23 protein-coding genes are annotated in these 21,648 nt (G+C 71.8%); 6 read left to right on the top strand and 17 right to left on the bottom strand.

Annotated elements, in window-relative coordinates:
- Nucleotides 1–83: 83 nt before the first annotated feature.
- From ACFCV8_RS26940 to ACFCV8_RS26930, 3 genes are all read right to left on the bottom strand, one after another.
- A complete protein-coding gene (locus ACFCV8_RS26940) occupies nucleotides 84–947 on the bottom strand; it encodes a MetQ/NlpA family ABC transporter substrate-binding protein (RefSeq protein WP_376688038.1) in 864 nt (287 codons plus the stop codon).
- Between the two features lie 74 nt (nucleotides 948–1,021).
- On the bottom strand, nucleotides 1,022–1,693 hold the full coding sequence (locus tag ACFCV8_RS26935; RefSeq protein ID WP_376688037.1) for a methionine ABC transporter permease: 672 nt from the start codon (nucleotides 1,691–1,693) through the stop codon (nucleotides 1,022–1,024).
- Nucleotides 1,690–2,748: a methionine ABC transporter ATP-binding protein gene (locus tag ACFCV8_RS26930; RefSeq protein ID WP_376688036.1), complete on the bottom strand. Its 1,059-nt coding sequence runs from the start codon at nucleotides 2,746–2,748 to the stop codon at nucleotides 1,690–1,692. The genes ACFCV8_RS26935 and ACFCV8_RS26930 overlap by 4 nt, the downstream gene beginning before the upstream one ends.
- A 601-nt stretch (nucleotides 2,749–3,349) precedes the next feature.
- On the opposite strand from ACFCV8_RS26930, the gene ACFCV8_RS26925 reads away from it, so the two are divergent.
- Nucleotides 3,350–3,709 carry a hypothetical protein gene (locus tag ACFCV8_RS26925; protein ID WP_376688035.1) on the top strand — a complete coding sequence of 120 codons (360 nt, stop codon included), beginning with the start codon at nucleotides 3,350–3,352 and terminating at the stop codon, nucleotides 3,707–3,709.
- Nucleotides 3,710–3,711: 2 nt separating this feature from the next.
- Nucleotides 3,712–4,155: a hypothetical protein gene (locus tag ACFCV8_RS26920; RefSeq protein WP_376688034.1), complete on the top strand. Its 444-nt coding sequence runs from the start codon at nucleotides 3,712–3,714 to the stop codon at nucleotides 4,153–4,155.
- Nucleotides 4,156–4,159: 4 nt separating this feature from the next.
- Here the strand turns inward: ACFCV8_RS26920 and ACFCV8_RS26915 are convergent, their stop codons facing one another.
- The 3 genes from ACFCV8_RS26915 to ACFCV8_RS26905 form a co-directional block, all read right to left on the bottom strand.
- Nucleotides 4,160–4,663, bottom strand: a complete 504-nt coding sequence (locus tag ACFCV8_RS26915) for a GNAT family N-acetyltransferase (RefSeq protein ID WP_376688033.1) — start codon at nucleotides 4,661–4,663, stop codon at nucleotides 4,160–4,162.
- A gap of 36 nt (nucleotides 4,664–4,699) precedes the next feature.
- Nucleotides 4,700–5,266: a sigma-70 family RNA polymerase sigma factor gene (locus ACFCV8_RS26910; protein WP_376688032.1), complete on the bottom strand. Its 567-nt coding sequence runs from the start codon at nucleotides 5,264–5,266 to the stop codon at nucleotides 4,700–4,702.
- 94 nt (nucleotides 5,267–5,360) lie between these two features.
- A complete protein-coding gene (locus ACFCV8_RS26905; protein WP_376688031.1) occupies nucleotides 5,361–6,533 on the bottom strand; it encodes a glycerophosphodiester phosphodiesterase in 1,173 nt (390 codons plus the stop codon).
- Between the two features lie 234 nt (nucleotides 6,534–6,767).
- Here ACFCV8_RS26905 and ACFCV8_RS26900 point away from each other — a divergent pair, with 234 nt between their 5' ends.
- The gene (locus tag ACFCV8_RS26900; protein ID WP_124718788.1) at nucleotides 6,768–7,439 is read left to right on the top strand and encodes a 1-acyl-sn-glycerol-3-phosphate acyltransferase; all 672 of its coding nucleotides are present in this window, start codon (nucleotides 6,768–6,770) and stop codon (nucleotides 7,437–7,439) included.
- Nucleotides 7,440–7,503: 64 nt separating this feature from the next.
- On the opposite strand, the gene ACFCV8_RS26895 is transcribed toward ACFCV8_RS26900, so the two are convergent.
- The 4 genes from ACFCV8_RS26895 to argH all read right to left on the bottom strand — a co-directional run bounded on the left by ACFCV8_RS26895 (nucleotide 7,504) and on the right by argH (nucleotide 12,193).
- Nucleotides 7,504–9,045 (bottom strand): MFS transporter, encoded by a 1,542-nt coding sequence (locus ACFCV8_RS26895; protein WP_376688030.1) that lies wholly within the window; start codon nucleotides 9,043–9,045, stop codon nucleotides 7,504–7,506.
- Nucleotides 9,042–9,593: a TetR/AcrR family transcriptional regulator gene (locus ACFCV8_RS26890; RefSeq protein WP_376688028.1), complete on the bottom strand. Its 552-nt coding sequence runs from the start codon at nucleotides 9,591–9,593 to the stop codon at nucleotides 9,042–9,044. Before ACFCV8_RS26890 ends, ACFCV8_RS26895 begins: the two co-directional genes overlap by 4 nt.
- 65 nt (nucleotides 9,594–9,658) lie before the next feature.
- Nucleotides 9,659–10,630 (bottom strand): aldo/keto reductase, encoded by a 972-nt coding sequence (locus ACFCV8_RS26885; RefSeq protein WP_376688027.1) that lies wholly within the window; start codon nucleotides 10,628–10,630, stop codon nucleotides 9,659–9,661.
- Between the two features lie 129 nt (nucleotides 10,631–10,759).
- Nucleotides 10,760–12,193, bottom strand: coding sequence for an argininosuccinate lyase (gene argH, locus ACFCV8_RS26880; protein WP_376688026.1), 1,434 nt, complete (start codon nucleotides 12,191–12,193; stop codon nucleotides 10,760–10,762).
- A gap of 264 nt (nucleotides 12,194–12,457) precedes the next feature.
- Between argH and ACFCV8_RS26875 the strand changes: the two genes are divergently transcribed.
- The gene (locus ACFCV8_RS26875; RefSeq protein ID WP_376688025.1) at nucleotides 12,458–13,072 is read left to right on the top strand and encodes a pyridoxamine 5'-phosphate oxidase family protein; all 615 of its coding nucleotides are present in this window, start codon (nucleotides 12,458–12,460) and stop codon (nucleotides 13,070–13,072) included.
- A 55-nt stretch (nucleotides 13,073–13,127) separates the two neighbouring features.
- Nucleotides 13,128–13,829: a L,D-transpeptidase gene (locus ACFCV8_RS26870; protein WP_376688024.1), complete on the top strand. Its 702-nt coding sequence runs from the start codon at nucleotides 13,128–13,130 to the stop codon at nucleotides 13,827–13,829.
- A 20-nt stretch (nucleotides 13,830–13,849) separates the two neighbouring features.
- Here ACFCV8_RS26870 and ACFCV8_RS26865 read toward each other — a convergent pair whose 3' ends face one another.
- The 7 genes from ACFCV8_RS26865 to ACFCV8_RS26835 all read right to left on the bottom strand — a co-directional run bounded on the left by ACFCV8_RS26865 (nucleotide 13,850) and on the right by ACFCV8_RS26835 (nucleotide 20,956).
- The gene (locus ACFCV8_RS26865; RefSeq protein ID WP_093541137.1) at nucleotides 13,850–14,386 is read right to left on the bottom strand and encodes an arginine repressor; all 537 of its coding nucleotides are present in this window, start codon (nucleotides 14,384–14,386) and stop codon (nucleotides 13,850–13,852) included.
- A gap of 52 nt (nucleotides 14,387–14,438) precedes the next feature.
- Nucleotides 14,439–15,629, bottom strand: coding sequence for an acetylornithine transaminase (locus ACFCV8_RS26860; protein ID WP_376688023.1), 1,191 nt, complete (start codon nucleotides 15,627–15,629; stop codon nucleotides 14,439–14,441).
- Nucleotides 15,626–16,528, bottom strand: coding sequence for an acetylglutamate kinase (gene argB / locus ACFCV8_RS26855; protein ID WP_376688022.1), 903 nt, complete (start codon nucleotides 16,526–16,528; stop codon nucleotides 15,626–15,628). Before argB ends, ACFCV8_RS26860 begins: the two co-directional genes overlap by 4 nt.
- Complete coding sequence (gene argJ / locus ACFCV8_RS26850; RefSeq protein WP_376688021.1) at nucleotides 16,525–17,679, bottom strand: bifunctional glutamate N-acetyltransferase/amino-acid acetyltransferase ArgJ; 1,155 nt, start codon at nucleotides 17,677–17,679, stop codon at nucleotides 16,525–16,527. The genes argB and argJ overlap by 4 nt, the downstream gene beginning before the upstream one ends.
- An 88-nt stretch (nucleotides 17,680–17,767) precedes the next feature.
- Nucleotides 17,768–18,796 carry an N-acetyl-gamma-glutamyl-phosphate reductase gene (gene argC, locus ACFCV8_RS26845; protein WP_376688020.1) on the bottom strand — a complete coding sequence of 343 codons (1,029 nt, stop codon included), beginning with the start codon at nucleotides 18,794–18,796 and terminating at the stop codon, nucleotides 17,768–17,770.
- A 105-nt stretch (nucleotides 18,797–18,901) separates the two neighbouring features.
- The gene (gene gap / locus ACFCV8_RS26840) at nucleotides 18,902–19,897 is read right to left on the bottom strand and encodes a type I glyceraldehyde-3-phosphate dehydrogenase (protein WP_376688019.1); all 996 of its coding nucleotides are present in this window, start codon (nucleotides 19,895–19,897) and stop codon (nucleotides 18,902–18,904) included.
- Between the two features lie 102 nt (nucleotides 19,898–19,999).
- Nucleotides 20,000–20,956 carry a GlxA family transcriptional regulator gene (locus ACFCV8_RS26835; RefSeq protein WP_376688018.1) on the bottom strand — a complete coding sequence of 319 codons (957 nt, stop codon included), beginning with the start codon at nucleotides 20,954–20,956 and terminating at the stop codon, nucleotides 20,000–20,002.
- 106 nt (nucleotides 20,957–21,062) lie between these two features.
- On the opposite strand from ACFCV8_RS26835, the gene ACFCV8_RS26830 reads away from it, so the two are divergent.
- Nucleotides 21,063–21,560 (top strand): peptidylprolyl isomerase, encoded by a 498-nt coding sequence (locus ACFCV8_RS26830; RefSeq protein WP_376688017.1) that lies wholly within the window; start codon nucleotides 21,063–21,065, stop codon nucleotides 21,558–21,560.
- The last annotated feature ends 88 nt before the right edge of the window (nucleotides 21,561–21,648 follow it).

The raw sequence follows: 21,648 nt of genomic DNA, 5'->3' as shown, positions 1-21,648 counted from the left end.
ACGCCGCGTTCGACCGGGCCTCGCACCTGCTGCTGCGCATCCTGGAGGCGGCCGGGGCTCGTCGGGCAAGTGCGGTGCGGGGGTCAGGACTTGGCGGCGGTACCGAAGGCCGGGACGACCGAGCCCTGGTAGGTGTCCTCGATGAACTTCTTGACCTCGTCGGAGTGCAGGAGTTCCACGAGCTTCTGGACGCGGGCGTCCTTCTCGTTGCCCTTCTTCACGACGACGATGTTGGCGTACGGGTTGCCGTCGGCCTTCTCCAGGGCCAGGGCGTCCTTGGCGGGCTTGAGGTCGGCCTCGATGGCGTAGTTGCCGTTGATGACGGCGGCGTCCACCTCGTTCAGGGCACGGGGCACGGTGGCGGCCTCCAGCTCCTTGAACTCCAGGCCCTTCTTGTCGGTGATGTCGCTCAGAGTGGCGCTGGAGCCGACGCCGTCCTTGAGGGTGATGAGGCCGTTCTCGGCGAGGAGCTGGAGGGCGCGGCCCTCGTTGGTGGTGTCGTTGGGGACGGCGATGGTCTGGCCGGCCTTGATGTCCTTCAGGTCCTTGACCTTGTTGGAGTACAGGCCGAGGGGCTCGAGGTGGACGGTGCCGACGGAGACGAGGTGGGTGTTCTTCTTGGCGTTGAAGTCGTCGAGGTACGGCTGGTGCTGGAAGAAGTTGGCGTCGACCTGGCCGGTCTCGGTGGCGGTGTTCGGCAGGACGTAGTCCGTGAACTCCTTGACCTCCAGCTTGAGCCCGGCCTTCTCCGCCAGGTTCTTCTGGACGAAGCCCAGGATGTCGGCGTGCGGCGTCGGGGACGCGGCGACGACGAGCGGCTTGGAGGTGTCGGCCTTGGCGCCGTCGTTCTTGGCGCCCGGGTCCGAGGAGGTGCCGCAGGCGGTGAGGCCGAGGGCGATGGCGGCGGTGGCGGCGGCAGCCGCGGCGATCTTGATGTTCTTGCGCACGAAAAGTGCCTCTTTCTGGTGGTGAGGGTGGTGCGCCCGGACAAGGAGTGCGGGCTTGTGAGCGGAGGGAGGTCTCAGGAGACGCTGCGGCCCCGGCGGGCGAGCAGGCGTACGACGCCGTCCCCGATCAGCTGGATCACGGTCACGATGACGATGAGCAGCGCGACGGTGACGAGCATGAAGCGGTTGTCGAAGCGCAGGTATCCGTAGGTGACGGCCTTGGAGCCGAGCCCTTCGCCGCCCACCGCTCCGGCCATCGCCGAGTAGCCGATCAGGACGATGACGGTGGTGGTGACGGCGGAGACGAGCGAGGGCAGTGCCTGCGGCAGCAGGACCTTGCGGACGATCGTCGGGATGGAGCCGCCCATCGACTGGACGGCCTCGACGAGCCCGTGGTCGACCTCGCGGACGGCGGTCTCGACGAGCCGCGCGAAGAACGGGACAGCACCGATGGAGAGCGGGACGATCATCGCGGTGGGGCCGATGAAGGTGCCGACGATCCAGGTGGTGAAGGGGATCAGGGCGATCAGCAGGATGAGGAACGGCAGCGAGCGGCCGATGTTCACGATCACGCCGACGATCTTGTTCACCGGGGTGTTCTGGAGGAGCCCGCCCTTGTCGGTGAGGACCAGCAGGACCCCGAGCGGCAGCCCGACGAGCACGGTGACGACGGTGGCCCACAGCACCATGTAGAGGGTGTCGACGGTTCCCTGGGTGAGCAGCGGCTGCATGTCGGTCCAGGTCACTTCGCCACCTCCTTGCTGAGCGGTGCGGGGACGGCGGGGTCGGCGCCGTCGGTGTTCTCAACGACGTCCGCCTGGAGGCCCTGCTCGCGCAGGAAGCCGATCGGGACGACGTTCTCCTCGAAGCGGCCGGGCAGCTCGATGCGCATCCGGCCGACCTGGCGGCCGCCGACGGTGTCCATCGCGGCGCCCAGGATCGAGATGTCGATGTTGTACGTGCGGGAGAGCTGAGAGATCACCGGCCGTCCGGCCGCGTCGCCGTGGAAGGTGACGTCGACGACGGTGTGTTCGGGGCCGGAGCCCGCACCGCCGACGGGGAACAGTTCCTGGGCCAGTGCGGAGCCGGGGGTGGCGAGCAGTTCACGGACGGTGCCGGACTCGACGATGCGCCCCTTCCGCATCAGCGCGGCGGAGTCGCAGACGGTCTTGACGACGTCCATCTCGTGCGTGATGAGCAGGACGGTCAGGCCGAGCTGCTGACCGAGGTCGCGCAGCAGCTGGAGGATGGAACGGGTGGTCTCGGGGTCGAGGGCCGAGGTCGCCTCGTCGGAGAGCAGCACCTTGGGGTCGCCCGCGAGGGCGCGGGCGATGCCGACGCGCTGCTTCTGGCCGCCGGAGAGCTGGCCGGGGTACGCCCTGGCCTTGTCGGCGAGGCCGACCAGGCCGAGGAGTTCGAGGGCCTTGCGGGAGCGGTCCCGGCCGGGGACGCCGAGGATCTCCAGAGGGAGTTCGACGTTGCCCTGGACCGTACGGGAGGCCAGCAGGTTGAAGTGCTGGAAGACCATGCCGATGCGGCTGCGGGCCTCGCGCAGTTCCCGGCCCGCGCGGCGGCCGCGTCCGGCGAGTGCGGTGAGGTCCTGGCCGTCCACGGTCACGGTGCCCGAGGTGGGGCGTTCCAGGAGGTTGACGCAGCGGATCAGGGAGGATTTACCGGCGCCGCTCTGGCCGATGACGCCGTACACCTCGCCCTCGCGGACGTGCAGATCGACGCCGTCCAGGGCGGTGACCTCTCGGCCGCGCGACTGGTAGACCTTCGTGAGGCCCGAAGTGGTGATCACAGGGTTTCCGTCACTGTCGAGTGCGCGGCGCGGTGTCCGCCGGGCACGGGGCATTCGTCCGGTGAGACTGCTGGGACGTGGGGCTCGGTCGTCCGGGCACGGTCTCCGGCACGGCCGGGCGCGGCGGGAGGACCGGGCGGCGGTGTCGGGGCAGGCTCGTTCCGCTGGGTGCGGACGGCTCGGGCTCGGGCTCGCTTCGGGGCGCGAGGCTCAGGCGTGGGCCCTCAGAAGGTGCGCATTCGACACATACAACGAGCACCGGGCGTCGTGTTCGCCTCGGTCGCAAGGATGCGTTCGCTCGTCGTGGTCATGGGCCCAAGTAAAACAGACGTCATGCTCGGCCGGATCTTATTGTCCGAATAGCGGACAGTCGTGGACGCTTGGCCGGGATGACCGGGACACCGCCGCAATCCTCCCTCAGAAAGGCTGTGACCTGCGAAGACATGCCGTATGGGGCATCGGCGACCGGCGCTTCGGGCGGCCGTCGACTCGTCCGGTCTGTGGTCAAGGCCACGGTGCGCACCGGCGCCGGGGGCCGGGCCGGGGCCCGGCGGGCGGGGGCGCACGCGGGGGGTTGTTTGGTCCGTAATACCCTCACTCCATGCTTGTCGCCCTGACGGTCGCGGTCGCCGTGTCCGCGCTCGCCCTCGCCGCCTGGTGCGGCTTCGCCGCGTACCGGGACCAGCCCACCAAGGACTGGCACTTCATCGGGATGGCCGTCGTCTCCCTGCTGGCGCTGGCCCAGCTGGTGGTGGGCATCGTGCAGCTGTCCCGGGGCGAGCGGCCGGAGCAGGGCATGACGATCTTCATCGCGTATCTGATCGGGTCCTTCCTCGCGGTGCCCGCGGCCGGTTTCCTGTCGCTGACCGAGCGGACCCGCTGGGGCTCGGTGACGGTGGCCGCGGGCGCGGTCGTGCTGGCCGTCCTCGAGGTACGGCTCTACGACATCTGGGGAAACTGACCGTGACCGACACCGATCGCACCGCCGCCCCGGCCACCGACGACACCGGGAAGCAGCCCTTCGACCTCGGCACCGGCCCCGGCCGGGTACTGGTCTGGTTCTACGGGGTGTTCACCGTCGCGGCCGCCTCCCGCTCGATCGTCCAGATGATCCTGGACTTCGGCAGGGCGCCGCTGGCCTACGTCCTCTCGGCCGTCGCCGCGCTCGTGTACGGGTTCATCACGTACTCGCTGGTGCGCGGCGGCGAGAAGGCCCGCCGGACGGCGCTGGTGTGCTGCGCGGCGGAACTGCTGGGCGTGCTGGTCGTCGGGACCTGGACGATGGCGGAGCCCTCGGCGTTCGCGGACGCCACCGTCTGGTCCGAGTTCGGCATGGGCTACCTGTTCATCCCGGTGATCCTGCCGGTCACCGGGATGATCTGGCTGCGCCGCGCCCGCCGGGTGTGACGGCTCAGGCGCTGGCCACGTACGCGGGCCGGCCGGCGTCCTTCTCCAGCAGGATCATCAGCACGCCGTCGCGGCTGGTCTCGTTGCCCACCGGGGCGTAGCCGGCCCGGCGGTAGAGCCGCAGGTTGCCCTCGCTGCGGTGGCCGGTGTGCAGCCGGAAACGCGTGGTCTCCCGCTCGTCGGCGAGTCCCTTCTCCACCGCCCGCAGCAGCCGGGCACCGAGGCCGTGGCCCTGGAGCCGGGGGTGGACGCCGAGCCGGGCGATCTCGCCCGCGCCGTCCGCGCCGACGGCCCCGCGGACCGTCCCGACCACGTCGTCGCCCAGGCGCGCCACGAAGACCAGGCCGGTGGCGATCTCGGCGCGCAGCGAGTCGAGGCTCTCGACGAGCGGGTCGATCCGGTAGTTCCCGTACAGCTCCGCCTCGCTCTGGAAGCAGAGGTACTGGAGTTTCAGGATCTCTTCGGCGTCCTGTGCCGTTGCCGTCGAGATGATCACGCTCATGCCCATCTGCGCATGCCTCCGCCCACCTGATCCATCGGTTGTCTAACGCCCCTTTCCCCGCAGTTCAGGAGCCGCAACCTCCGCCGCGAGCATTCTGCGCAGACATCCAAGGCAGCGGGAACGGATCGGACCCAAACTCCCCTGTGACATACCCAACTTTCCTGCGATTTCCCGGTAGGTGGGGTCGTTGGGCGCCAGCAACGCGGCCAGGAGCCGGGCGCAGCGGCCTGGCAGCCGGTCCACCGCCGCGCGCAGCGCCCTGCGTTCGGCGGCGCCGAGGGCGAGCCGTTCGGGGCAGCCGCCGGGGTCCGGGGCGGAGTCGTCCCGGTAGGGCCGTTCGTGCCGGACGGTACGGCGGGCCCGGCGGGCCTCGCCCCGTACGGTGCTCCGCACCCAGCCGGCCGGGTCCGGCGGCGGTCCCTCTCCGGCGAGCCGCTCCAGCAGCCGCAGCCAGACGGCCTGTTCGAGGTCGGCGGGTTCGACCGCGGCGCCCGTCGCCGAGGCGGTGGCCTCGGCCCTGGCCTCGGCGCTCACCAGGGGCAGCAGGGCGCGGACGACGGACGCGGGGGCGGGCGCGGGGCCCGCGGGGACGGCATCGGCAGGGGTCATGCACGGGCCGACGCGCCCGGGCGGGCGGTCGGTTGCCGTGCGGGGCGGGCATCACCCGACCGGGGCGTGCCCCGGCCGGGTGCTGACGCCCGTGTCACCCGGTGGTGAAGTCCTCGGCGGCGAGCAGGGCGGTGTCCGGGTTGTCGGAGAAGATGCCGTCGATCCCCGTGGCGAAGTACGCCTTGAACGCGCCGAACGCGTCGCCGTAGGCGTTGGGGTCGGTGCCGCGCCGGAAGTCGGCGGGCAGGAAGGTGTTCTCGTTGCGCATGGTGTAGGGGTGCAGGACCAGGCCCTGGGCGTGCGCGTCGCGCACCAGGGTGGTCGGCGCGGTGAGCCGTCCGGCGGCGTCCTTGGGGATGACCAGGTCCAGCGTGGGGCCGATGCCCTGCGCGAAGGAGGCCATCCACTTCAGCCCCTCGGGCTTCACCAGGTCCGCCACGGTGCGCGGGTCGCCGGAGGTGACGAAGTCCCAGGGGCGTTCGCCCGCGCCGGAGAGCAGCACGACGCGCGGGGTCCCGACGAGCCGGGCGAGCCGCTGGATGCTGCCGGGCTCGAAGGACTGGAGGATCAGCGGCGACTGCTCGCGGTGCCGGTTGTAGCGGCGCAGGAGCTTGGCGAGCGGCTCCTCGAGGCCGAGACCGAGGCCGCGGAAGTAGGTGGGGTGCTTGGTCTCGACGTACAGCCAGACGGGCTTCCCGCGCCTGCGGCCCTCGCGGTCGGCCCAGCGCAGCACCTCCTCGAAGGTGGGGACCTCCCAGCGGCCGTCGTAGAGCGTGTTCTTCTGGCGGGTGCCGGGGATGCGCTCCTTGGCCCGCAGCGTCTTGAGCTCGGCGAGGGTGAAGTCCTCGGTGAACCAGCCGGTGAGGGAGACCCCGTCGACCTTCTTCGTGGTCCTGCGGCCGGCGAACTCGGGGTGGTCGGCGACGTCGGTGGTGGCGGTGATGTCGTTCTCGTGGCGGCAGACGAGGTGGCCGTCCCTGGTCGGCACCAGGTCCTGTTCGATGACGTGCGCGCCCATGTCGAGGGCCAGCTGGTAGGAGCCCAGGGTGTGCTCGGGGCGGTAGCCGCTGGTGCCCCGGTGCCCGATGACGGTGGGGACCGGCAGATCGAGGCGGAAGCCGTGGCCTCCGGGCCGGGCCGCGGGCTTCGCCGCGGAGTCGGCGGCGGCCGGTCCGGCGTTCAGTCCGAGGGCGGCCGTGCCCAGTACGGCGGCTCCCGCTCCCAGCATGGTTCTGCGGCCGGGACCCGTCTGCGCGCGCTCAGTCATGGATGCTCCTCGCGTGTGATGTGTGGCACCTGTCGGGCGGGGCCCGAGCGTAGGCAGCGTCGCCGTCGCGGGGGCAGCACCTGGGCGAACATGGCGCGAACTCGTGTCAACGCCGGGTATCCGCTCCGTGAGCCCGGTGTGCGGAGAGTGAGCTTCCGCGAGTATCGTCCTCACCTGCATGGACCGTCATGATCCCGCGCCCCGGCCGGCCCGGCCGCTACACCGGAGGAACCGTTGTCCCGACACGCACTCATCAAGGCAGTGCTCGGACCGATCTTGCGCCTGATGTTCCGCCCGCAGGTGGAGGGCGTGGAGAACATCCCCGGGGACGGTCCGGTGATCCTGGCGGGCAACCATCTGACGTTCATCGACTCGATGATCATGCCGATCTGCTGCGACCGGCCGGTGTTCTACATCGGCAAGGACGAGTACGTGACGGGCAAGGGGCTCAAGGGCCGGGCGATGGCCTGGTTCTTCACCGGCTGCGGCATGATCCCGGTGGACCGGGACGGCGGCCGCGGCGGGGTCGCGGCGCTGATGACGGGCCGTCGGGTGCTGGAGGAGGGCAAGGCGTTCGCCATCTACCCCGAGGGCACCCGCTCCCCCGACGGCCGGCTGTACCGGGGCCGTACGGGCATCGCCCGGCTGACCCTGATGACGGGGGCGCCGGTGGTGCCGTTCGCGATGATCGGCACGGACAAGCTCCAGCCCGGCGGGGCGGGGCTGCCGCGTCCGGGCAAGGTGACGGTCCGTTTCGGCGAGCCGATGGAGTTCTCCCGGTACGAGGGCATGGACCGCGACCGCTATGTGCTGCGGGCGGTGACCGACTCCGTGATGGCCGAGGTGATGCGGCTGTCCGGTCAGGAGTACGTCGACATGTACGCCACCAAGGCGAAGGCCGCCTGACGGCCCGCACGGCACGGCGAAGGGCCCGTACCCCGAGGGGGTGCGGGCCCTTCGCCGTGCCGGGTCAGTGCTGTCCGGCGCCGTCTTCCAGCTTCTGGCCGCGCAGCAGGAACCAGGCGGCCACGGCGGTCGCGAGGAGGACCGTCGCGCCGACGCCCGCGGCCAGTTGCAGGCCGGAGATGAACGAGTCCTGCGCCGCGGCGACCAGGTCGGCCGCCTGCCCGGCGGGCAGGCCGTGGGACGCCTCGACCGCGCCGCCGAGTGATTCGTGGGCCGCGGCGGCGGGAGCCGCCGGGATGCCGCGCGGGGTGTCGAAGGTCTGGTAGACGCCGGTGACGATGGAGCCGAGCAGGGCGATGCCGAGGGCCGCGCCGAGCTCGTACGCCGTCTCCGAGACGGCACCCGCGGCGCCCGCCTGTTCCTTCGGGACGCTGGAGAGGATCACGTCGGAGGTGACGGTGAAGGCGAAACCCGCACCCACCCCGACGACGAGGAGCACCGCGCCCATCAGCGGATAGGCGGTCTGCTGGTCGATCACGGTGACGGCGGCGAGCGCCAGACCGATCGCCGCGAGGCCACCGCTGACCACCGAGCGGACCGAGAAGCGGCGCGCCGCCCGGCCCGCGATCAGACCGGCGGCCACCGCACCGACCGCCGCGGGCAGTTCGGCGAGCCCGGCCTCCAGCGGACCGCGTCCCTGCACCAGCTGGAAGAACTGGGACAGGAAGAAGACGAGCCCGGACAGGCCCAGGATGGTCAGCAGATCGGCCACCACCGCGCCCGAGAAACCCCGGTGGCGGAAGAGCCGCATGTCCAGCAGCGGCGCGGGGAGCGTGAGCTGTCTGCGTACGAACCAGCAGAGCGCGGCCACGCCGGCGGCACCGGCGAGGATCGTCACCGTACTCGGACCGTGCGCCGCCAGTTCCTTGACGGCGTAGACGATGCCGATCATGCCGATGACGGAGAGCGCGACGCTGATCAGGTCCCAGGGGCCCGGGACCGGGTTCTTCGACTCGGGGATCATCTTCGCGCCGACGACCACGAGCACCGCCATGACCGGCAGGTTGATCAGGAAGACCGAGCCCCACCAGAAGTGCTCCAGCAGGAGACCGCCGACCACGGGTCCGACGGCCGCGCCCGCCGAGGCCATCGCGCCCCAGATCCCGATGGCCAGGCTGCGTTCGCGCGGGTCGTGGAAGAGGTTGCGGATCAGGGCGAGCGTGGACGGCATCAGGGTGGCGCCCGCGACACCGAGCAGCGCCCGCGCCAGGATCATCATCTCGGGGGTGTGCGCGTAGGCGTTGAGCGCGGAGACCGCGCCGAACGCGATCGCGCCGCTCAGCAACAGCTTCTTGCGGCCGATGCGGTCACCGAGGCTGCCCATCGAGACCAGCAGCCCGGCGATGACGAAGGAGTAGACGTCACCGATCCACAGCAGCTGGGTGCCGGTCGGTTCGAGGTCCTCGGTGAGGAAGGGGGTGGCCAGTCCGAGGACGGTGGCGTCGATCGCGACGAGCAGCACGGCCAGGACGAGGACGGCCAGCGCGATCCACCGTCCGGGGCGCAGTTCCTCCGTCGTCCCGGCGCGCTGTTCGGTCAGGCTCATTTCTCCACGCTCCGGCGTGCTCCGCCGAGCATCAGCTCGGTGATCATGTACTGGAAGTCCTGGCTCGCGACGCTGCCCGCCTGGACGGCCCAGGCGCCGGACGAGACGAGGCCGTAGAACGCCTCGGTCAGCCAGGCGGGGGTGAGGTCGATCCGGAATTCGCCGCGCTCCTGACCGCTGCGGAAGAAGGCGGCGACCCGGGCGTCCAGGCGGTTCCAGCCCTCGTTGACCGCGTCGCCCTCGAAGAGCTGGTTCTCGGTGACCAGGAAGGAGAGCAGCCCGGCGCTGGGCTCGACGGCCGCGACGAGGCGGCGCAGCGCGTCCTCGGCCGGGCCCTCGTCGAGCGCGGCGGCGTCCAGGGCCGCTTCGACCTCCCGGATGCCCAGCTCCTCGAGCGCCCTGACCAGGGCGTCGCGCCCGGCGAAGTGCCGGTGCAGGGTGGCGCGGCCGATGCCTGCGGCTCTGGCGACCTCGTCCATGGTGGCGGTCGACTTGCGGGTCAGCAGAGCGGCGGCGCTGCGCAGCACCTGCTCACGATCAAGACTCATGAGACAACCATAACCCATGTGAGACATTGATGTCTCACATGGGCGCCGCGGGTCTCGTTCAGCCGTCAGTTCCAGCGCAGTCCGGCGCGGTGGCGCCAGTACGCCTCCGGCTCCTCCACCAGCGCGTCCAGCCGGGCGCGCCGCTCCGGGCCGAGGTCGACGAGGGGCGCGTGCAGGTTCCCGGCGAGCTGGTCGACGGTGGCCGCGCCGGAGAGCACCACCCCGGCCCAGGGCTGGTGCAGCACGAAGGCCAGGGCCACCGCGTCACTGCCGAGACCCGCGTCCGCGGCGATCTCCCGGACCACGGCGGGCGCCTGCGTTCCGGCGAGCCGTCCGTTGGCCATGGCCTCCTTGACGATCACGGTGAGCCCGGCGGCGTGGGCCTCGGCGAGCGCGGTCCCGGCGGAGGTCTCCAGGGCGTTGTAGGTGGCCTGGACGGTACGGAAGAGGGGTTCGCCGTCGACGGTGACGGTGAGGGCGGCGCGGATCGCCTCGGCCTGGCCGGGCCCGCTGGTGGACAGGCCGACGCTGACCCCCTCCGCGGCGAGGGCGGCCAGCCGCGCGTGCAGCTCCTTGTCGGTGAGGGCCGGGCTGTCGGCGGTCACCGAATGGATCTGGTACAGGTCGAGGCGGTCGCCGAGCAGTGTGTCGGTCTCGGCCCGCTGGCGCAGGAAGGTGGTGAGGCCGTGGTCCTTCACCTCGTGGTCCTCGGCCTCCACGCTCCAGCCGGCCGTGTACGTATAGCCCCACTTGCTGCCGATGACGAGGTCGCCGGCCTCGGGGTGCAGCCGCAGCCAGTCGGCCAGGAACTCCTCCGAGCGGCCGTAGGAGCGGGCGGCGTCGACATAGCGGACGCCCTGCGCGTAGGCGGCGTCGAGCAGCTCGTGGGTGCGGGCGCGCATCGCCCCGACGCTCCGGTCGGCGGGCAGGTCCCGGTCGCGGTGGAGGTTGATGTAGCCGGGCCTGCCGACCGCGGCCAGGCCCAGCCCGATGTGGGCGGTCGGGGTCGTCGCTGTGGCCAGCCGGGCGAAAGGCATCGTCAGGGCTCCTCGTCGATCGGGTGCGCTCCCCCGTCAACGTAACCCAGCTCACGCGAACCGGAAGGCGGGGAGCGTACGGCCGCTCCCCGCCTTCCGGTGACGCCCCCGGCGCTCCCCGAGCGCGCCTCAGCGCTTCTCGACGGCCCAGGCCTGCTGGATCACGAGGTCGGCCTTGACCTCGTCGAGCTGGACGGCCACGGCCGACGGGGCCGTCCCACCGCGGCCGTTGCGCGAGGCGAGCGCGCCGGGCACGTTCAGCACCGTGCGGACCTCGGGGGTGAGGTGCTCGGAGATCTTGGCGAACTGCTCGTCGGTCAGCTCGTCGAGCTCGATGCCGTGCCGCTCGCACTCCTTGACGCACTCGCCGGCCACCTCGTGGGCGACCCGGAACGGCACGCCCTGCTTGACCAGCCATTCGGCGATGTCGGTGGCGAGCGAGAAACCGGCCGGGGCCAGTTCCTCCATGCGGGCGCGGTTGACGGTGAGGGTGGCCATCATTCCGGTGAAGGCGGGCAGCAGGACCTCCAGCTGGTCGCAGGAGTCGAAGACCGGCTCCTTGTCCTCCTGGAGGTCGCGGTTGTACGCGAGCGGGAGGGCCTTCAGCGTGGCCATCAGGCCGGTCAGGTTGCCGATCAGGCGGCCGGACTTGCCGCGCGCCAGCTCGGCGATGTCCGGGTTCTTCTTCTGCGGCATGATCGAGGAGCCGGTGGAGAAGGCGTCGTCCAGGGTGACGAAGGAGAACTCCTTCGTGTTCCAGATGATGACCTCCTCGGCGATGCGGGAGAGATTCACGCCGATCATCGCGGTGATGAAGGCGAACTCGGCGACGAAGTCGCGGGAGGCCGTTCCGTCGATGGAGTTGCCGACGGAGCCGCGCCCGAAGCCGAGGTCGGCGGCGACCGCCTCCGGGTCCAGACCGAGGGACGAACCGGCCAGGGCGCCGGAGCCGTACGGCGAGACGGCGGTCCGCCGGTCCCACTCGCGCAGCCGCTCGGCGTCCCGGGACAGCGCCTGGACGTGGGCGAGGACGTGGTGCGCGAAGAGCACCGGCTGGGCGTGCTGGAGATGCGTACGGCCGGGCATGGCGACGTCCCCGTGCGCCTCCGCGAGGTTGACCAGGGCGACCTGGAGGTCGGCGATCAGGCCGCCGATGATCCGGGCGTGGTCGCGCAGGTACATCCGGAAGAGCGTGGCGATCTGGTCGTTGCGCGAGCGCCCGGCCCGCAGCTTGCCGCCGAGGTCGGGGCCCAGGCGCTCCAGCAGCCCGCGCTCCAGGGCGGTGTGGACGTCCTCGTCGGCGATGGTGCCGGTGAAGGAGCCGTCGGCGACGTCCTCCTCGAGCCGGTCGAGGCCGTCGAGCATGCGGATCAGCTCGTCCTCGGTGAGCAGGCCCGCCGCGTTCAGGACGCGCGCGTGGGCGCGGGAGCCGGCGATGTCGTACGGCGCGAGCCGCCAGTCGAAGTGGACGGAGGCGGACAGCCTGGCCAGCGCCTCGGCCGGACCGTCGGCGAAGCGGGCGCCCCAGAGGCGTACATCGCTGGTGCCGTTGCCGTTGCTCACTGCGTGCTCCTCGGAAGAACAGGTGGTGGGTGGTGCGTGCGACCGCCTCCCCGTGCGCGCGGCCGGGAGGCGGTGACGTAACTGCCGGGGCTCGGGCGAGGTCACGCTTCGCCGCGCTCTTCGACGGGGTCGCCGATGGGCATAACTATGCAGAGCTCTGTATTTTTTGTCAAAGCTGGAGTGCGCCGGCCACGCCCCGCACACCGGCGTCCCACCAGCCGCAAAACCCCGCGGCGGACGGCCCCGGCGCGGACAATGGCCACCATGGGGAAAACATACGAGCGCATAGACGGACGGCTCAGAACCTTCATCGAGGAACAGCACATCTTCTTCACCGCGACGGCGCCGCTGGACGGCGAGGGCACGGTCAACCTCTCGCCCAAGGGCGTCAGCGGTTCGTTCGCCGTCGTCGACGAACGGACCGTGGCCTACCTGGACTTCGCCGGAAGCAACGCGGAGACCGTCGCCCACCTGCGGGAGAACGGCCGGATCACGCTGATGTGGTGCGCCTTCCAGGGGCCGCCGAACATCGTGCGGGTGCACGGCCGCGGCGAGCCGGTCTTCCGGGACGATCCGCGGTTCGGCCCCCTGCTCGCCCACTTCCCGGACGTGGACCCGGCCCTCCACGGGCTGCGCGCCGTCATCGTGGTGCACGCCGAACTGATCCGGGACACCTGCGGCTACGCGGTGCCGTTCATGTCGTACGACGAGGACCGGCCGCTGCACGCGAAGCGCTTCGCCCGCGAGGACGACGCCTCGCTCGGCGCGTACTTCGAGAAGAAGGAGCACATCGCCACCAGCATCGACGGACTGCCCGGGCTGCCGCTCCCGTTGCCCCCGCTGCCCCCGGCCGACCGGGAGGCGGCGCGGCAGCACTGAGCCGTACGGAGCACAGCCGCGTGCGCCGCGCGTACGGCGGGCCTACCCTCCGGGCATGCGCAGAACTCCGGTCGTCCTCTCGGTACTGCTCGCGCTGGCGGGCACGGTCGCGGCCCGGCCCGCCGCCGGACCACCGCTTCCGCTGCGGCTGGCCGACACCGGCGGCGGCAGCCAGCTGATCACCGCCGAGGCCCCGGACCAGGCCTCCACCACCGGCACCGTCACCTGGTGGAGCCTGCGCCGGGGCACCTGGGTGCGCGAAGGCAGCGCGCCGGCCCGCTTCGGCGCCAAGGGCCTGGCCGAGGGAGCGACCCGCGAACAGAGCACCGACACCACCCCCACCGGCCTGTACGACCTGCCGTACGCGTTCGGGATCGGCCCCGCACCGGCCGGCACCGTCCACCCCTACCGCCGGATCAACGACCGCTCGTGGTGGTGCCAGGACAACGCGGCACGGGCCTACAACCGCTGGGTGGAACCGCTCCCCGCGGACTGCCGGGCCGGCGAGGCGGAGCACCTGATCGCCTACCGGAAGCAGTACGCCCGGGCGCTCGTGATCGGCTTCAACTACCGGCGGCCGGTGCGGGGACGCGGCGCCGGGATCTTCCTCCACGTCAACGGGCGCGGCGCGACCGCCGGCTGCGTCTCCGTCGGCGCGGACGCGATGGACCGGATCCTGCGCTGGACGGACCCGGCCCGCCGCCCGCACATCGTGATCGGCACCCGGTCCGGTCCGACCGCGGTCACCCGCTACTGACCGGCCGGGCTCCGGGCGGCTCAGCGCTCGTTCTGGGCCAGCCGCAGCAGGTGGTCGGCGAGCGCCTGGCCGCCCGCCGGGTCCCGGCTGATCAGCATCAGGGTGTCGTCGCCCGCGATGGTGCCGAGGATGTCGTGCAGCTCGGCCTGGTCGATGGCCGAGGCGAGGAACTGGGCGGCGCCCGGCGGGGTGCGCAGCACCACGAGGTTGGCCGAGGCCTCCGCGGAGATGAGCAGTTCGGCGGAGAGCCGCCGCATCCGCTCCTCCTTGGCCGAACCGCCCAGCGGGGCCTGCGGGGTGCGGAATCCGCCCTCGCTGGGCACCGCGTAGATCAGTTCGCCGCCGGTGTTGCGGATCTTCACCGCGCCCAGCTCGTCCAGGTCGCGGGAGAGCGTCGCCTGGGTGACGCTCAGCCCGTCGTCGGCGAGCAGCTTGGCCAGCTGGCTCTGCGAGCGCACCGGCTGCCGGTTCAGGATGTCCACGATCCGGCGGTGGCGTGCGGTGCGGGTCTGCGGCACGGACGGTCCGCCGTGCTCGGTTTCCTGCGCCTCGGTCATCGTCGTCGCCTCATTCTCCGGATCGTCCGTCCCCTTGTGCCGTCCGCGCCGTCTACGCGGTCCGCGCTGCTCGTGCCGTGTCGAGGATGCCGGGCAGCGCCCCGAGCAACGCGTCCGCCTCCGTCTCGCCGATGATCAGCGGCGGCATCAGCCGCAGGACGTCGGGGGCGGGCGCGTTCACCAGGATTCCGGCTCCCTGGGCCGCCCGTTGCGCCTGGGGCGCGAGCGGCTCGGTGAGCACGATACCCAGCAGCAGTCCGGCGCCGCGGACGTGGGAGACCAGTGGGTGCCCGAGGGCCTCCACTCCGGCGCGGATCCTCTCGCCGGTCCGCCCGATCCGGTCCAGGGCTCCGTCGGCGGCCAGGGTGTCCAGGACGGCGAGCCCGGCCGCGCAGGCCACCGGGTTGCCGCCGAAGGTCGTACCGTGCTGGCCCGGCCTCAGCAGCTCCGCCGCCGGGCCGAAGGCCACCGTCGCGCCGATCGGCAGCCCGCCGCCCAGGCCCTTGGCGAGGGTGACGACATCGGGCTCGACACCCTGGTGGGCCTGGTGCTCGAACCACCGGCCGCAGCGGCCGATGCCGGTCTGCACCTCGTCGAGGACGAGCAGGGTGCCGGTGGCCCGGGTGATCTCCCGGGCGGCCTCCAGATATCCGGCGGGCGGCACGACCACACCGTTCTCGCCCTGGATGGGCTCGATGATCACCAGTGCGGTGTCGGTGGTGACTGCGGCCCGCAGCGCCTGCGCGTCGCCGTACGGGACGTGGGTGACGTCGCCGGGCAGCGGGAGGAACGGGTCGCGCTTGGCGGGCTGGCCGGTGAGTGCGAGCGCGCCCATGGTCCGGCCGTGGAAAGCGCCGTCGGTGGCGACCATGTGGGTACGCCCGGTCAGCCGCCCGATCTTGAAGGCGGCCTCGTTGGCCTCGGCGCCGGAGTTGGAGAAGTAGACCCGGCCGTCGCGGCCGAAGAGCTGGAGCAGCCGTTCGGCGAGGGCGACGGGCTGTTCGGCGACGAAGAGGTTGGAGACGTGGCCGAGGGAGGCGATCTGGGCGGATACCGCCCCGACGACGGCGGGGTGGGCGTGGCCCAGCGCGTTCACCGCGATACCGCCGACGAAGTCGAGGTACTCGGTGCCGTCGGCGTCCCAGACCCGGGCGCCCTCGCCGCGGACCAGGGACAGCTGCGGCGTCCCGTAGTTGTCCATCAGCGCGTGGCTCCAGCGCTTCGCGAGGTCCTGGTTGCTCATGACTCCCCCTGCGCGTCGGGCACGACCATCGTGCCGATTCCTTCGTCGGTGAAGATCTCCAGCAGGATCGAGTGCTGGACCCGGCCGTCGATCACCCGGGCGGTCTCGACGCCGTTGCGTACGGCGTGCAGGCAGCCCTGCATCTTGGGCACCATGCCGCTGGAGAGCTCGGGCAGCAGCTTCTCCAGCTCGGTGGCGGTGAGGCGGCTGATCACGTCGTCGCTGTTCGGCCAGTCCTCGTAGAGGCCCTCGACGTCGGTGAGGACCATCAGCGTCTCGGCGTCCAGCGCGGCGGCGAGCGCCGCGGCCGCGGTGTCGGCGTTGACGTTGTAGACGTGGTCGTCGTCGGCGGAGCGGGCGATGGAGGAGACGACCGGGATGCGGCCGTCGTCCAGCAGCGCCCGGATCGCCCCGGTGTCGATGGCCGTGATCTCGCCGACCCGGCCGATGTCGACGAGCTCGCCGTCGATGGTCGGCCGGTGCCGGGTGGCGGTGATCGTGTGGGCGTCCTCGCCGGTGATGCCTACGGCGAGCGGCCCGTGCTGGTTGAGCAGCCCGACGAGCTCGCGCTGGACCTGTCCGGCCAGCACCATCCGTACGACGTCCATCGCCTCGGGCGTGGTGACGCGCAGCCCGGCCTTGAACTCGCTGACCAGGCCCTGCTTGTCGAGCTGGGCGCTGATCTGCGGTCCGCCGCCGTGCACGACGACGGGCTTGAGACCGGCCTGGCGCAGGAAGACCACGTCCTGGGCGAAGGCCGCCTTCAGCTCCTCGTCGACCATGGCGTTGCCGCCGAACTTGATGACGACGGTCTTGCCGTTGTGCCGGGTCAGCCAGGGCAGCGCTTCGATGAGGATCTGGGCCTTCGGGAGTGCGGTGTGCTTCCGTGTGGCGCTCATGAGCTGTACGCGCTGTTCTCGTGGACGTAGTCCGCGGTGAGGTCGTTGGCCCAGATGACGGCGGACTCGGTGCCGGCGGCGAGGTCGGCGGTGATCGCGACCTCCCGGTAGCGCATGTCGACCAGGTCGCGGTCCTCGCCGACGCCGCCGTTCTTGCAGACCCAGACGCCGTTGATGGCGACGTTCAGCTGGTCGGGCTCGAAGGCGGCCTTCGTCGTGCCGATCGCGGAGAGCACCCGGCCCCAGTTGGGGTCCTCGCCGTGGATGGCGCACTTGAGGAGGTTGTTGCGGGCGATGGAGCGGCCCACCTCGACGGCGTCGTCCTCGGTCGCGGCGTTGACGACCTCGATCCGGATGTCCTTGGAGGCGCCCTCGGCGTCACCGATCAGCTGGCGGGCCAGGTCCGCGCAGACGGCCCGTACGGCCTCGGCGAACTCGCCCTGCTCCGGGGTGATTCCGCTCGCCCCGGAGGCCAGCAGCAGCACGGTGTCGTTGGTCGACATGCAGCCGTCGGAGTCGACCCGGTCGAAGGTGGTGCGGGTGGCGGCGCGCAGCGCGGAGTCGAGTCCGGCGGCGTCGATGTCGGCGTCGGTGGTGAGGACGACCAGCATGGTGGCGAGGCCGGGGGCGAGCATGCCCGCGCCCTTGGCCATGCCGCCGACGGTCCAGCCCTCGCCGCCCGCGACGGCGGTCTTGTGGACGGTGTCGGTGGTCTTGATCGCGATGGCGGCCTTCTCGCCGCCGTGCTCGCTGAGGGCGGCGGCGGCCTGCTCGATGCCGGGCAGCAGCTTGTCCATCGGGAGGAGCGTGCCGATCAGCCCGGTCGAGGCGACCGCGATCTCGCCGGCGTTGTGGCCGGTGAGGACCTCGGCGGCCTTCTCCGCGGTGGCGTGGGTGTCCTGGAAGCCCTTCGGGCCCGTACAGGCGTTGGCACCGCCGGAGTTGAGGACGACGGCGGTGACCTCGCCGCCCTTGAGGACCTGCTCCGACCAGAGGACGGGGGCGGCCTTGACGCGGTTGGAGGTGAAGACGCCCGCGGCGGCGCGGCGCGGACCGTGGTTGACCACCAGGGCCAGGTCCGGGTTGCCGCTCGCCTTGATTCCCGCGGCGATGCCCGCCGCGGAGAAGCCCTGTGCTGCCGTGACGCTCACTGCATCTCCTCGTTCGCTGCTGCGGCCGCGCGGCGCATCGGCGCGGCGTTCGTGGTCATCCCCGTACCGGTGGTCGTGCCCTCGTCGCTCACGGAGCGAGGCCGATCGTGGAAAGGCCCGTCTCCTCGGGCAGTCCGAGGGCGATGTTCATGCTCTGCAGGGCGCCGCCGGCGGTGCCCTTGGTGAGGTTGTCGATGGCGCTGATCGCGATGATCCGGCCCGCGGCCGCATCGAGGGCAACCTGGATCTGTACGGCGTTGGAACCCTGGACGGCCGCCGTGGCGGGACACTGCCCCTCGGGAAGCAGGTCCACGAAGGGTTCGTCGGCGAAGGCCTTCTCGTACACCTCGCGGACGGCTTCGGCGCTCACCCCGGGCTTCGCCTTCGCGCTGCAGGTGGCGAGGATGCCGCGGGGCATCGGCGCCAGGGTCGGCGTGAAGGAGACGGTGACCGGCCGGCCGGCCGCGGCGCCGAGGTTCTGGATCATCTCGGGGGTGTGCCGGTGGGCGCCGCCGACCCCGTACGGGGACATGTTGCCCATCACCTCGGAGCCGAGCAGGTGCGGCTTGGCCGCCTTGCCCGCCCCGGAGGTGCCGGAGGCGGCGACGATCACGGCCTCCGGCTCGGCGAGCTGGGCCGCGTACGCCGGGAAGAGGGCGAGCGAGACGGCGGTCGGGTAGCAGCCGGGCACCGCGATCCGCTTGGTGCCGGCGAGCGCCGGGCGGCCGCCGGGGAGCTCGGGCAGGCCGTAGGGCCACGTCCCGGCGTGCGGGGAGCCGTAGAACCGCTCCCAGTCCCCGGCGTCCCTGAGCCGGAAGTCGGCCCCCATGTCCACGACCAGCACGTCGTCGCCGAGTTGTTCGGCGACGGCGGCGGACTGGCCGTGCGGGAGCGCGAGGAAGACCACGTCGTGCCCGGCGAGGACCTCGGGGGTGGTCGGCCGGAGCACCCGGTCGGCGAGCGGCCGCAGATGCGGCTGGAGGGCGCCGAGCCGCTGCCCCGCGTTGGAGTTGGCCGTGAGCGCCCCGATCTCGACCCGGGGGTGGGCCAGCAGAAGGCGGAGCAGTTCCCCACCGGCGTATCCGCTCGCCCCTGCCACCGCTGCGCGTACCACCATCGAAACCTCCTCGTCGATGGCATGACTATACGCAACGCTGCACTTTTATGCAAAGATCCGCAGGGGTGACGTCGTACGGGGGTGGGGTCCTGCTCCGGCGTCCGGTCAGCCCGCGAGGAGCTGGAGCGTGTCGATCACGCGGTTGGAGAAGCCCCACTCGTTGTCGTACCAGGCGACCACCTTGACGTGGCGGCCGTCGACGCGGGTGAGGGCCGAGTCGAAGATCGACGACGCCGGGTTGCCCGTGATGTCGGACGACACGAGCGGGTCGTCCGAGTACTCGAGCACACCGGCGAGCGGACCCTCGGCGGCGGTCCGGTACGCGGCCAGCACCTCGTCGCGGGTCACCTCGCGGGCGACGGTCGTGTTGAGCTCGACGATCGAGCCCACCGGGACCGGGACACGGATGGAGTCGCCCGACAGCTTGCCGTCGAGGTTCGGCAGCACGAGGCCGATCGCCTTGGCGGCGCCCGTCGTGGTCGGCACGATGTTGACACCGGCGGCACGGGCCCGGCGGGGGTCGCGGTGCGGGCCGTCCTGCAGGTTCTGCTCCTGCGTGTAGGCGTGCACCGTCGTCATGAAGCCGTGCTCGATGCCGGCGAGCCCGTCGAGCACCGCGGCCAGCGGGGCGAGCGCGTTGGTGGTGCAGGAGGCGTTCGAGACGACGGTGTGCACGTCGGCGTCGTAGGCGTCGGTGTTGACCCCGAACGCGAGCGTGACGTCGGCACCGTCGGACGGGGCGCTGACCAGGACCTTCTTCGCACCCGCGTCGAGGTGGACGCGGGCGTCCTTAGCCGCGGTGAAGCGGCCGGTGGCCTCCAGGACGATGTCGACGCCGAGCTCGGCCCAGGGCAGCCGCGCCGGCTCGCGCTCGGCCAGCACCTTGATGCGGCGCCCGTCGACGACCAGGACGTCCCCGTCGACGGTCACCGGGCGGCCGAGGCGGCCGGACGTCGAGTCGTAGGCCAGCAGCCGGGCCAGCGCGGTGGGCTCGGTGAGGTCGTTGACGGCGACGATCTCGAGGTCGGTGTCGCGCTCCAGCAGTGCGCGCAGCACGTTGCGCCCGATGCGGCCGAATCCGTTGATGGCGATGCGAGTCATGAATGGTGTCCCTTCGTTCGCCACCCAATCTCGCGCGCCGCGCGCGCACGCGACAGCGGCACGATTGCCACGGTTCACAAGGATCTCGCCATGCAGCCGCGGCTACTCGCCCCGGGTGAAGGTGCGCCGGTACTCGCTCGGTGTGGTGCCCAGGATCCGCTGGAAGTGCAGCCGCAGATTGGCGCCGGTGCCGAGACCGACGTCGGTGGCGATCTGTTCGACGCTCCGCTCCGAACGCTCCAGCAGCTCGCGGGCCAGGTCGAGGCGGGCCCGCATCACCCACTGCATCGGCGTGTATCCGGTGTCCTCGACGAAGCGCCGCGAGAACGTGCGGGGCGACACCGCCGCGTGCCGCGCGAGCGCCTCCAGGGTGAGGGGGTGGCCGAGCCGGTGCAGCGCCCATTCCCGGGTGGCGGCGAACCGCTCGCCGAGCGGCTCGGGCAGGCTGCGCGGCACGTACTGGGCCTGGCCGCCACTGCGGTACGGAGCCGCGACCAGGCGCCGGGCCGCGTGGTTCGACGCGGCCACGCCGAGGTCGCCGCGCAGGATGTGCAGGCACAGGTCGATGCCCGAGGCGGCGCCGGCCGAGGTCAGCACGGTGCCCTCGTCGACGAAGAGGACGTTCTCGTCGACCCGGACGAGCGGATGCCGCGCCGCCAGCGCCCGCGTGTAGTGCCAGTGCGTCGTGGCACGCCTGCCGTCGAGCAGGCCCGTGGCGGCGAGCGCGAAGGCGCCCGTCGAGATGGCGGCGAGCCGCGCACCCCGGGCGTGAGCGGTGATCAGCGCGTCGAGGACCGCCCGGGGCGGGTCCTCGCGGTCCGGGAACCGGTAGCCGGGCACGAAGACGAGGTCGGCCCACGCCAGCGCGTCGAGGCCGTGGGTCACGCCGTACGACAGGCCGTCGCCGCCGGTCACCAGCCCCGGGGCCGCCCCGCACACCCGTACCTCGTACGGCATGCTCGCGCGGGTCGAGAAGACCTGCGCGGGGATTCCGACGTCGAGGGGCTTGGCGCCCTCGAGCACGAGGACGGCGACGCGGCTGAGACGGGAGGCTGGCACGGAAGAGAGGCTACGTGGGGGCGCGCCGCCGGCGCGGCCCCGGAGCGGGAGCGCGAAATACCCGCCCGGCCGTCGGCCGCGAACGCCTCGATGTCAGGATGGATCCATGACGAGCAAGGTTTATTTCGACATCACCATCAACGACGAGCCCGCCGGGCGGATCACCTTCAAGCTGTTCGACGACGTCGTCCCGAAGACGGCGGAGAACTTCCGGAAGCTCGCGACCGGCGAGGAGGGCTTCGGCTACAAGGGGTCGTCCTTCCACCGGATCATCCCCGATTTCATGCTCCAGGGCGGCGACTTCACCCGCGGCGACGGCACGGGCGGCAAGAGCATCTACGGCGCCAAGTTCCCCGACGAGAACTTCAAGCTCACGCACTCCAAGCCCGGCCTGCTCTCCATGGCCAACGCCGGTCCGAACTCGAACGGCTCGCAGTTCTTCATCACGACGATCGTGACGTCGTGGCTGGACGGCAAGCACGTGGTCTTCGGCGAGGTCGACGACGAGGCCGGCATGGAGCTGGTCCGGAAGATCGAGGCCCTCGGCTCGCAGAGCGGCCGCCCCGCCGCGAAGATCACCATCGCGGACAGCGGCACCCTCTGAGCCGCCCCCGCAGCCACTGACACGAGCGCGCCGCCCGGCCTCCACGCCGGGCGGGCCGCGGAACGGGCCGCCGGAGGCGGTGACCACC

The sequence above is a fragment of the Streptomyces sp. NPDC056347 genome (assembly GCF_042262625.1).
Classification (GTDB): domain Bacteria; phylum Actinomycetota; class Actinomycetes; order Streptomycetales; family Streptomycetaceae; genus Streptomyces.
This window is presented reverse-complemented; position numbering and strand designations above follow the sequence as displayed.

What these genes read in the sequence shown, in the direction of transcription:
- ACFCV8_RS26895 (WP_376688030.1), bottom strand. Translation starts at nt 9,045, where the DNA reads ATGAGCCTGACCGAACAGCGCGCCGGGACGACGGAGGAACTGCGCCCC.
- gap (WP_376688019.1), bottom strand. Translation starts at nt 19,897, where the DNA reads ATGACTCGCATCGCCATCAACGGATTCGGCCGCATCGGGCGCAACGTG.
- ACFCV8_RS26890 (WP_376688028.1), bottom strand. Translation starts at nt 9,593, where the DNA reads ATGAGTCTTGATCGTGAGCAGGTGCTGCGCAGCGCCGCCGCTCTGCTG.
- ACFCV8_RS26885 (WP_376688027.1), bottom strand. Translation starts at nt 10,630, where the DNA reads ATGCCTTTCGCCCGGCTGGCCACAGCGACGACCCCGACCGCCCACATC.
- ACFCV8_RS26905 (WP_376688031.1), bottom strand. Translation starts at nt 6,533, where the DNA reads ATGACTGAGCGCGCGCAGACGGGTCCCGGCCGCAGAACCATGCTGGGA.
- argC (WP_376688020.1), bottom strand. Translation starts at nt 18,796, where the DNA reads ATGGTGGTACGCGCAGCGGTGGCAGGGGCGAGCGGATACGCCGGTGGG.
- ACFCV8_RS26875 (WP_376688025.1), top strand. Translation starts at nt 12,458, where the DNA reads ATGGGGAAAACATACGAGCGCATAGACGGACGGCTCAGAACCTTCATC.
- ACFCV8_RS26860 (WP_376688023.1), bottom strand. Translation starts at nt 15,629, where the DNA reads ATGAGCAACCAGGACCTCGCGAAGCGCTGGAGCCACGCGCTGATGGAC.
- ACFCV8_RS26870 (WP_376688024.1), top strand. Translation starts at nt 13,128, where the DNA reads ATGCGCAGAACTCCGGTCGTCCTCTCGGTACTGCTCGCGCTGGCGGGC.
- ACFCV8_RS26925 (WP_376688035.1), top strand. Translation starts at nt 3,350, where the DNA reads ATGCTTGTCGCCCTGACGGTCGCGGTCGCCGTGTCCGCGCTCGCCCTC.
- argB (WP_376688022.1), bottom strand. Translation starts at nt 16,528, where the DNA reads ATGAGCGCCACACGGAAGCACACCGCACTCCCGAAGGCCCAGATCCTC.
- ACFCV8_RS26830 (WP_376688017.1), top strand. Translation starts at nt 21,063, where the DNA reads ATGACGAGCAAGGTTTATTTCGACATCACCATCAACGACGAGCCCGCC.
- ACFCV8_RS26915 (WP_376688033.1), bottom strand. Translation starts at nt 4,663, where the DNA reads ATGGGCATGAGCGTGATCATCTCGACGGCAACGGCACAGGACGCCGAA.
- ACFCV8_RS26910 (WP_376688032.1), bottom strand. Translation starts at nt 5,266, where the DNA reads ATGACCCCTGCCGATGCCGTCCCCGCGGGCCCCGCGCCCGCCCCCGCG.
- ACFCV8_RS26865 (WP_093541137.1), bottom strand. Translation starts at nt 14,386, where the DNA reads ATGACCGAGGCGCAGGAAACCGAGCACGGCGGACCGTCCGTGCCGCAG.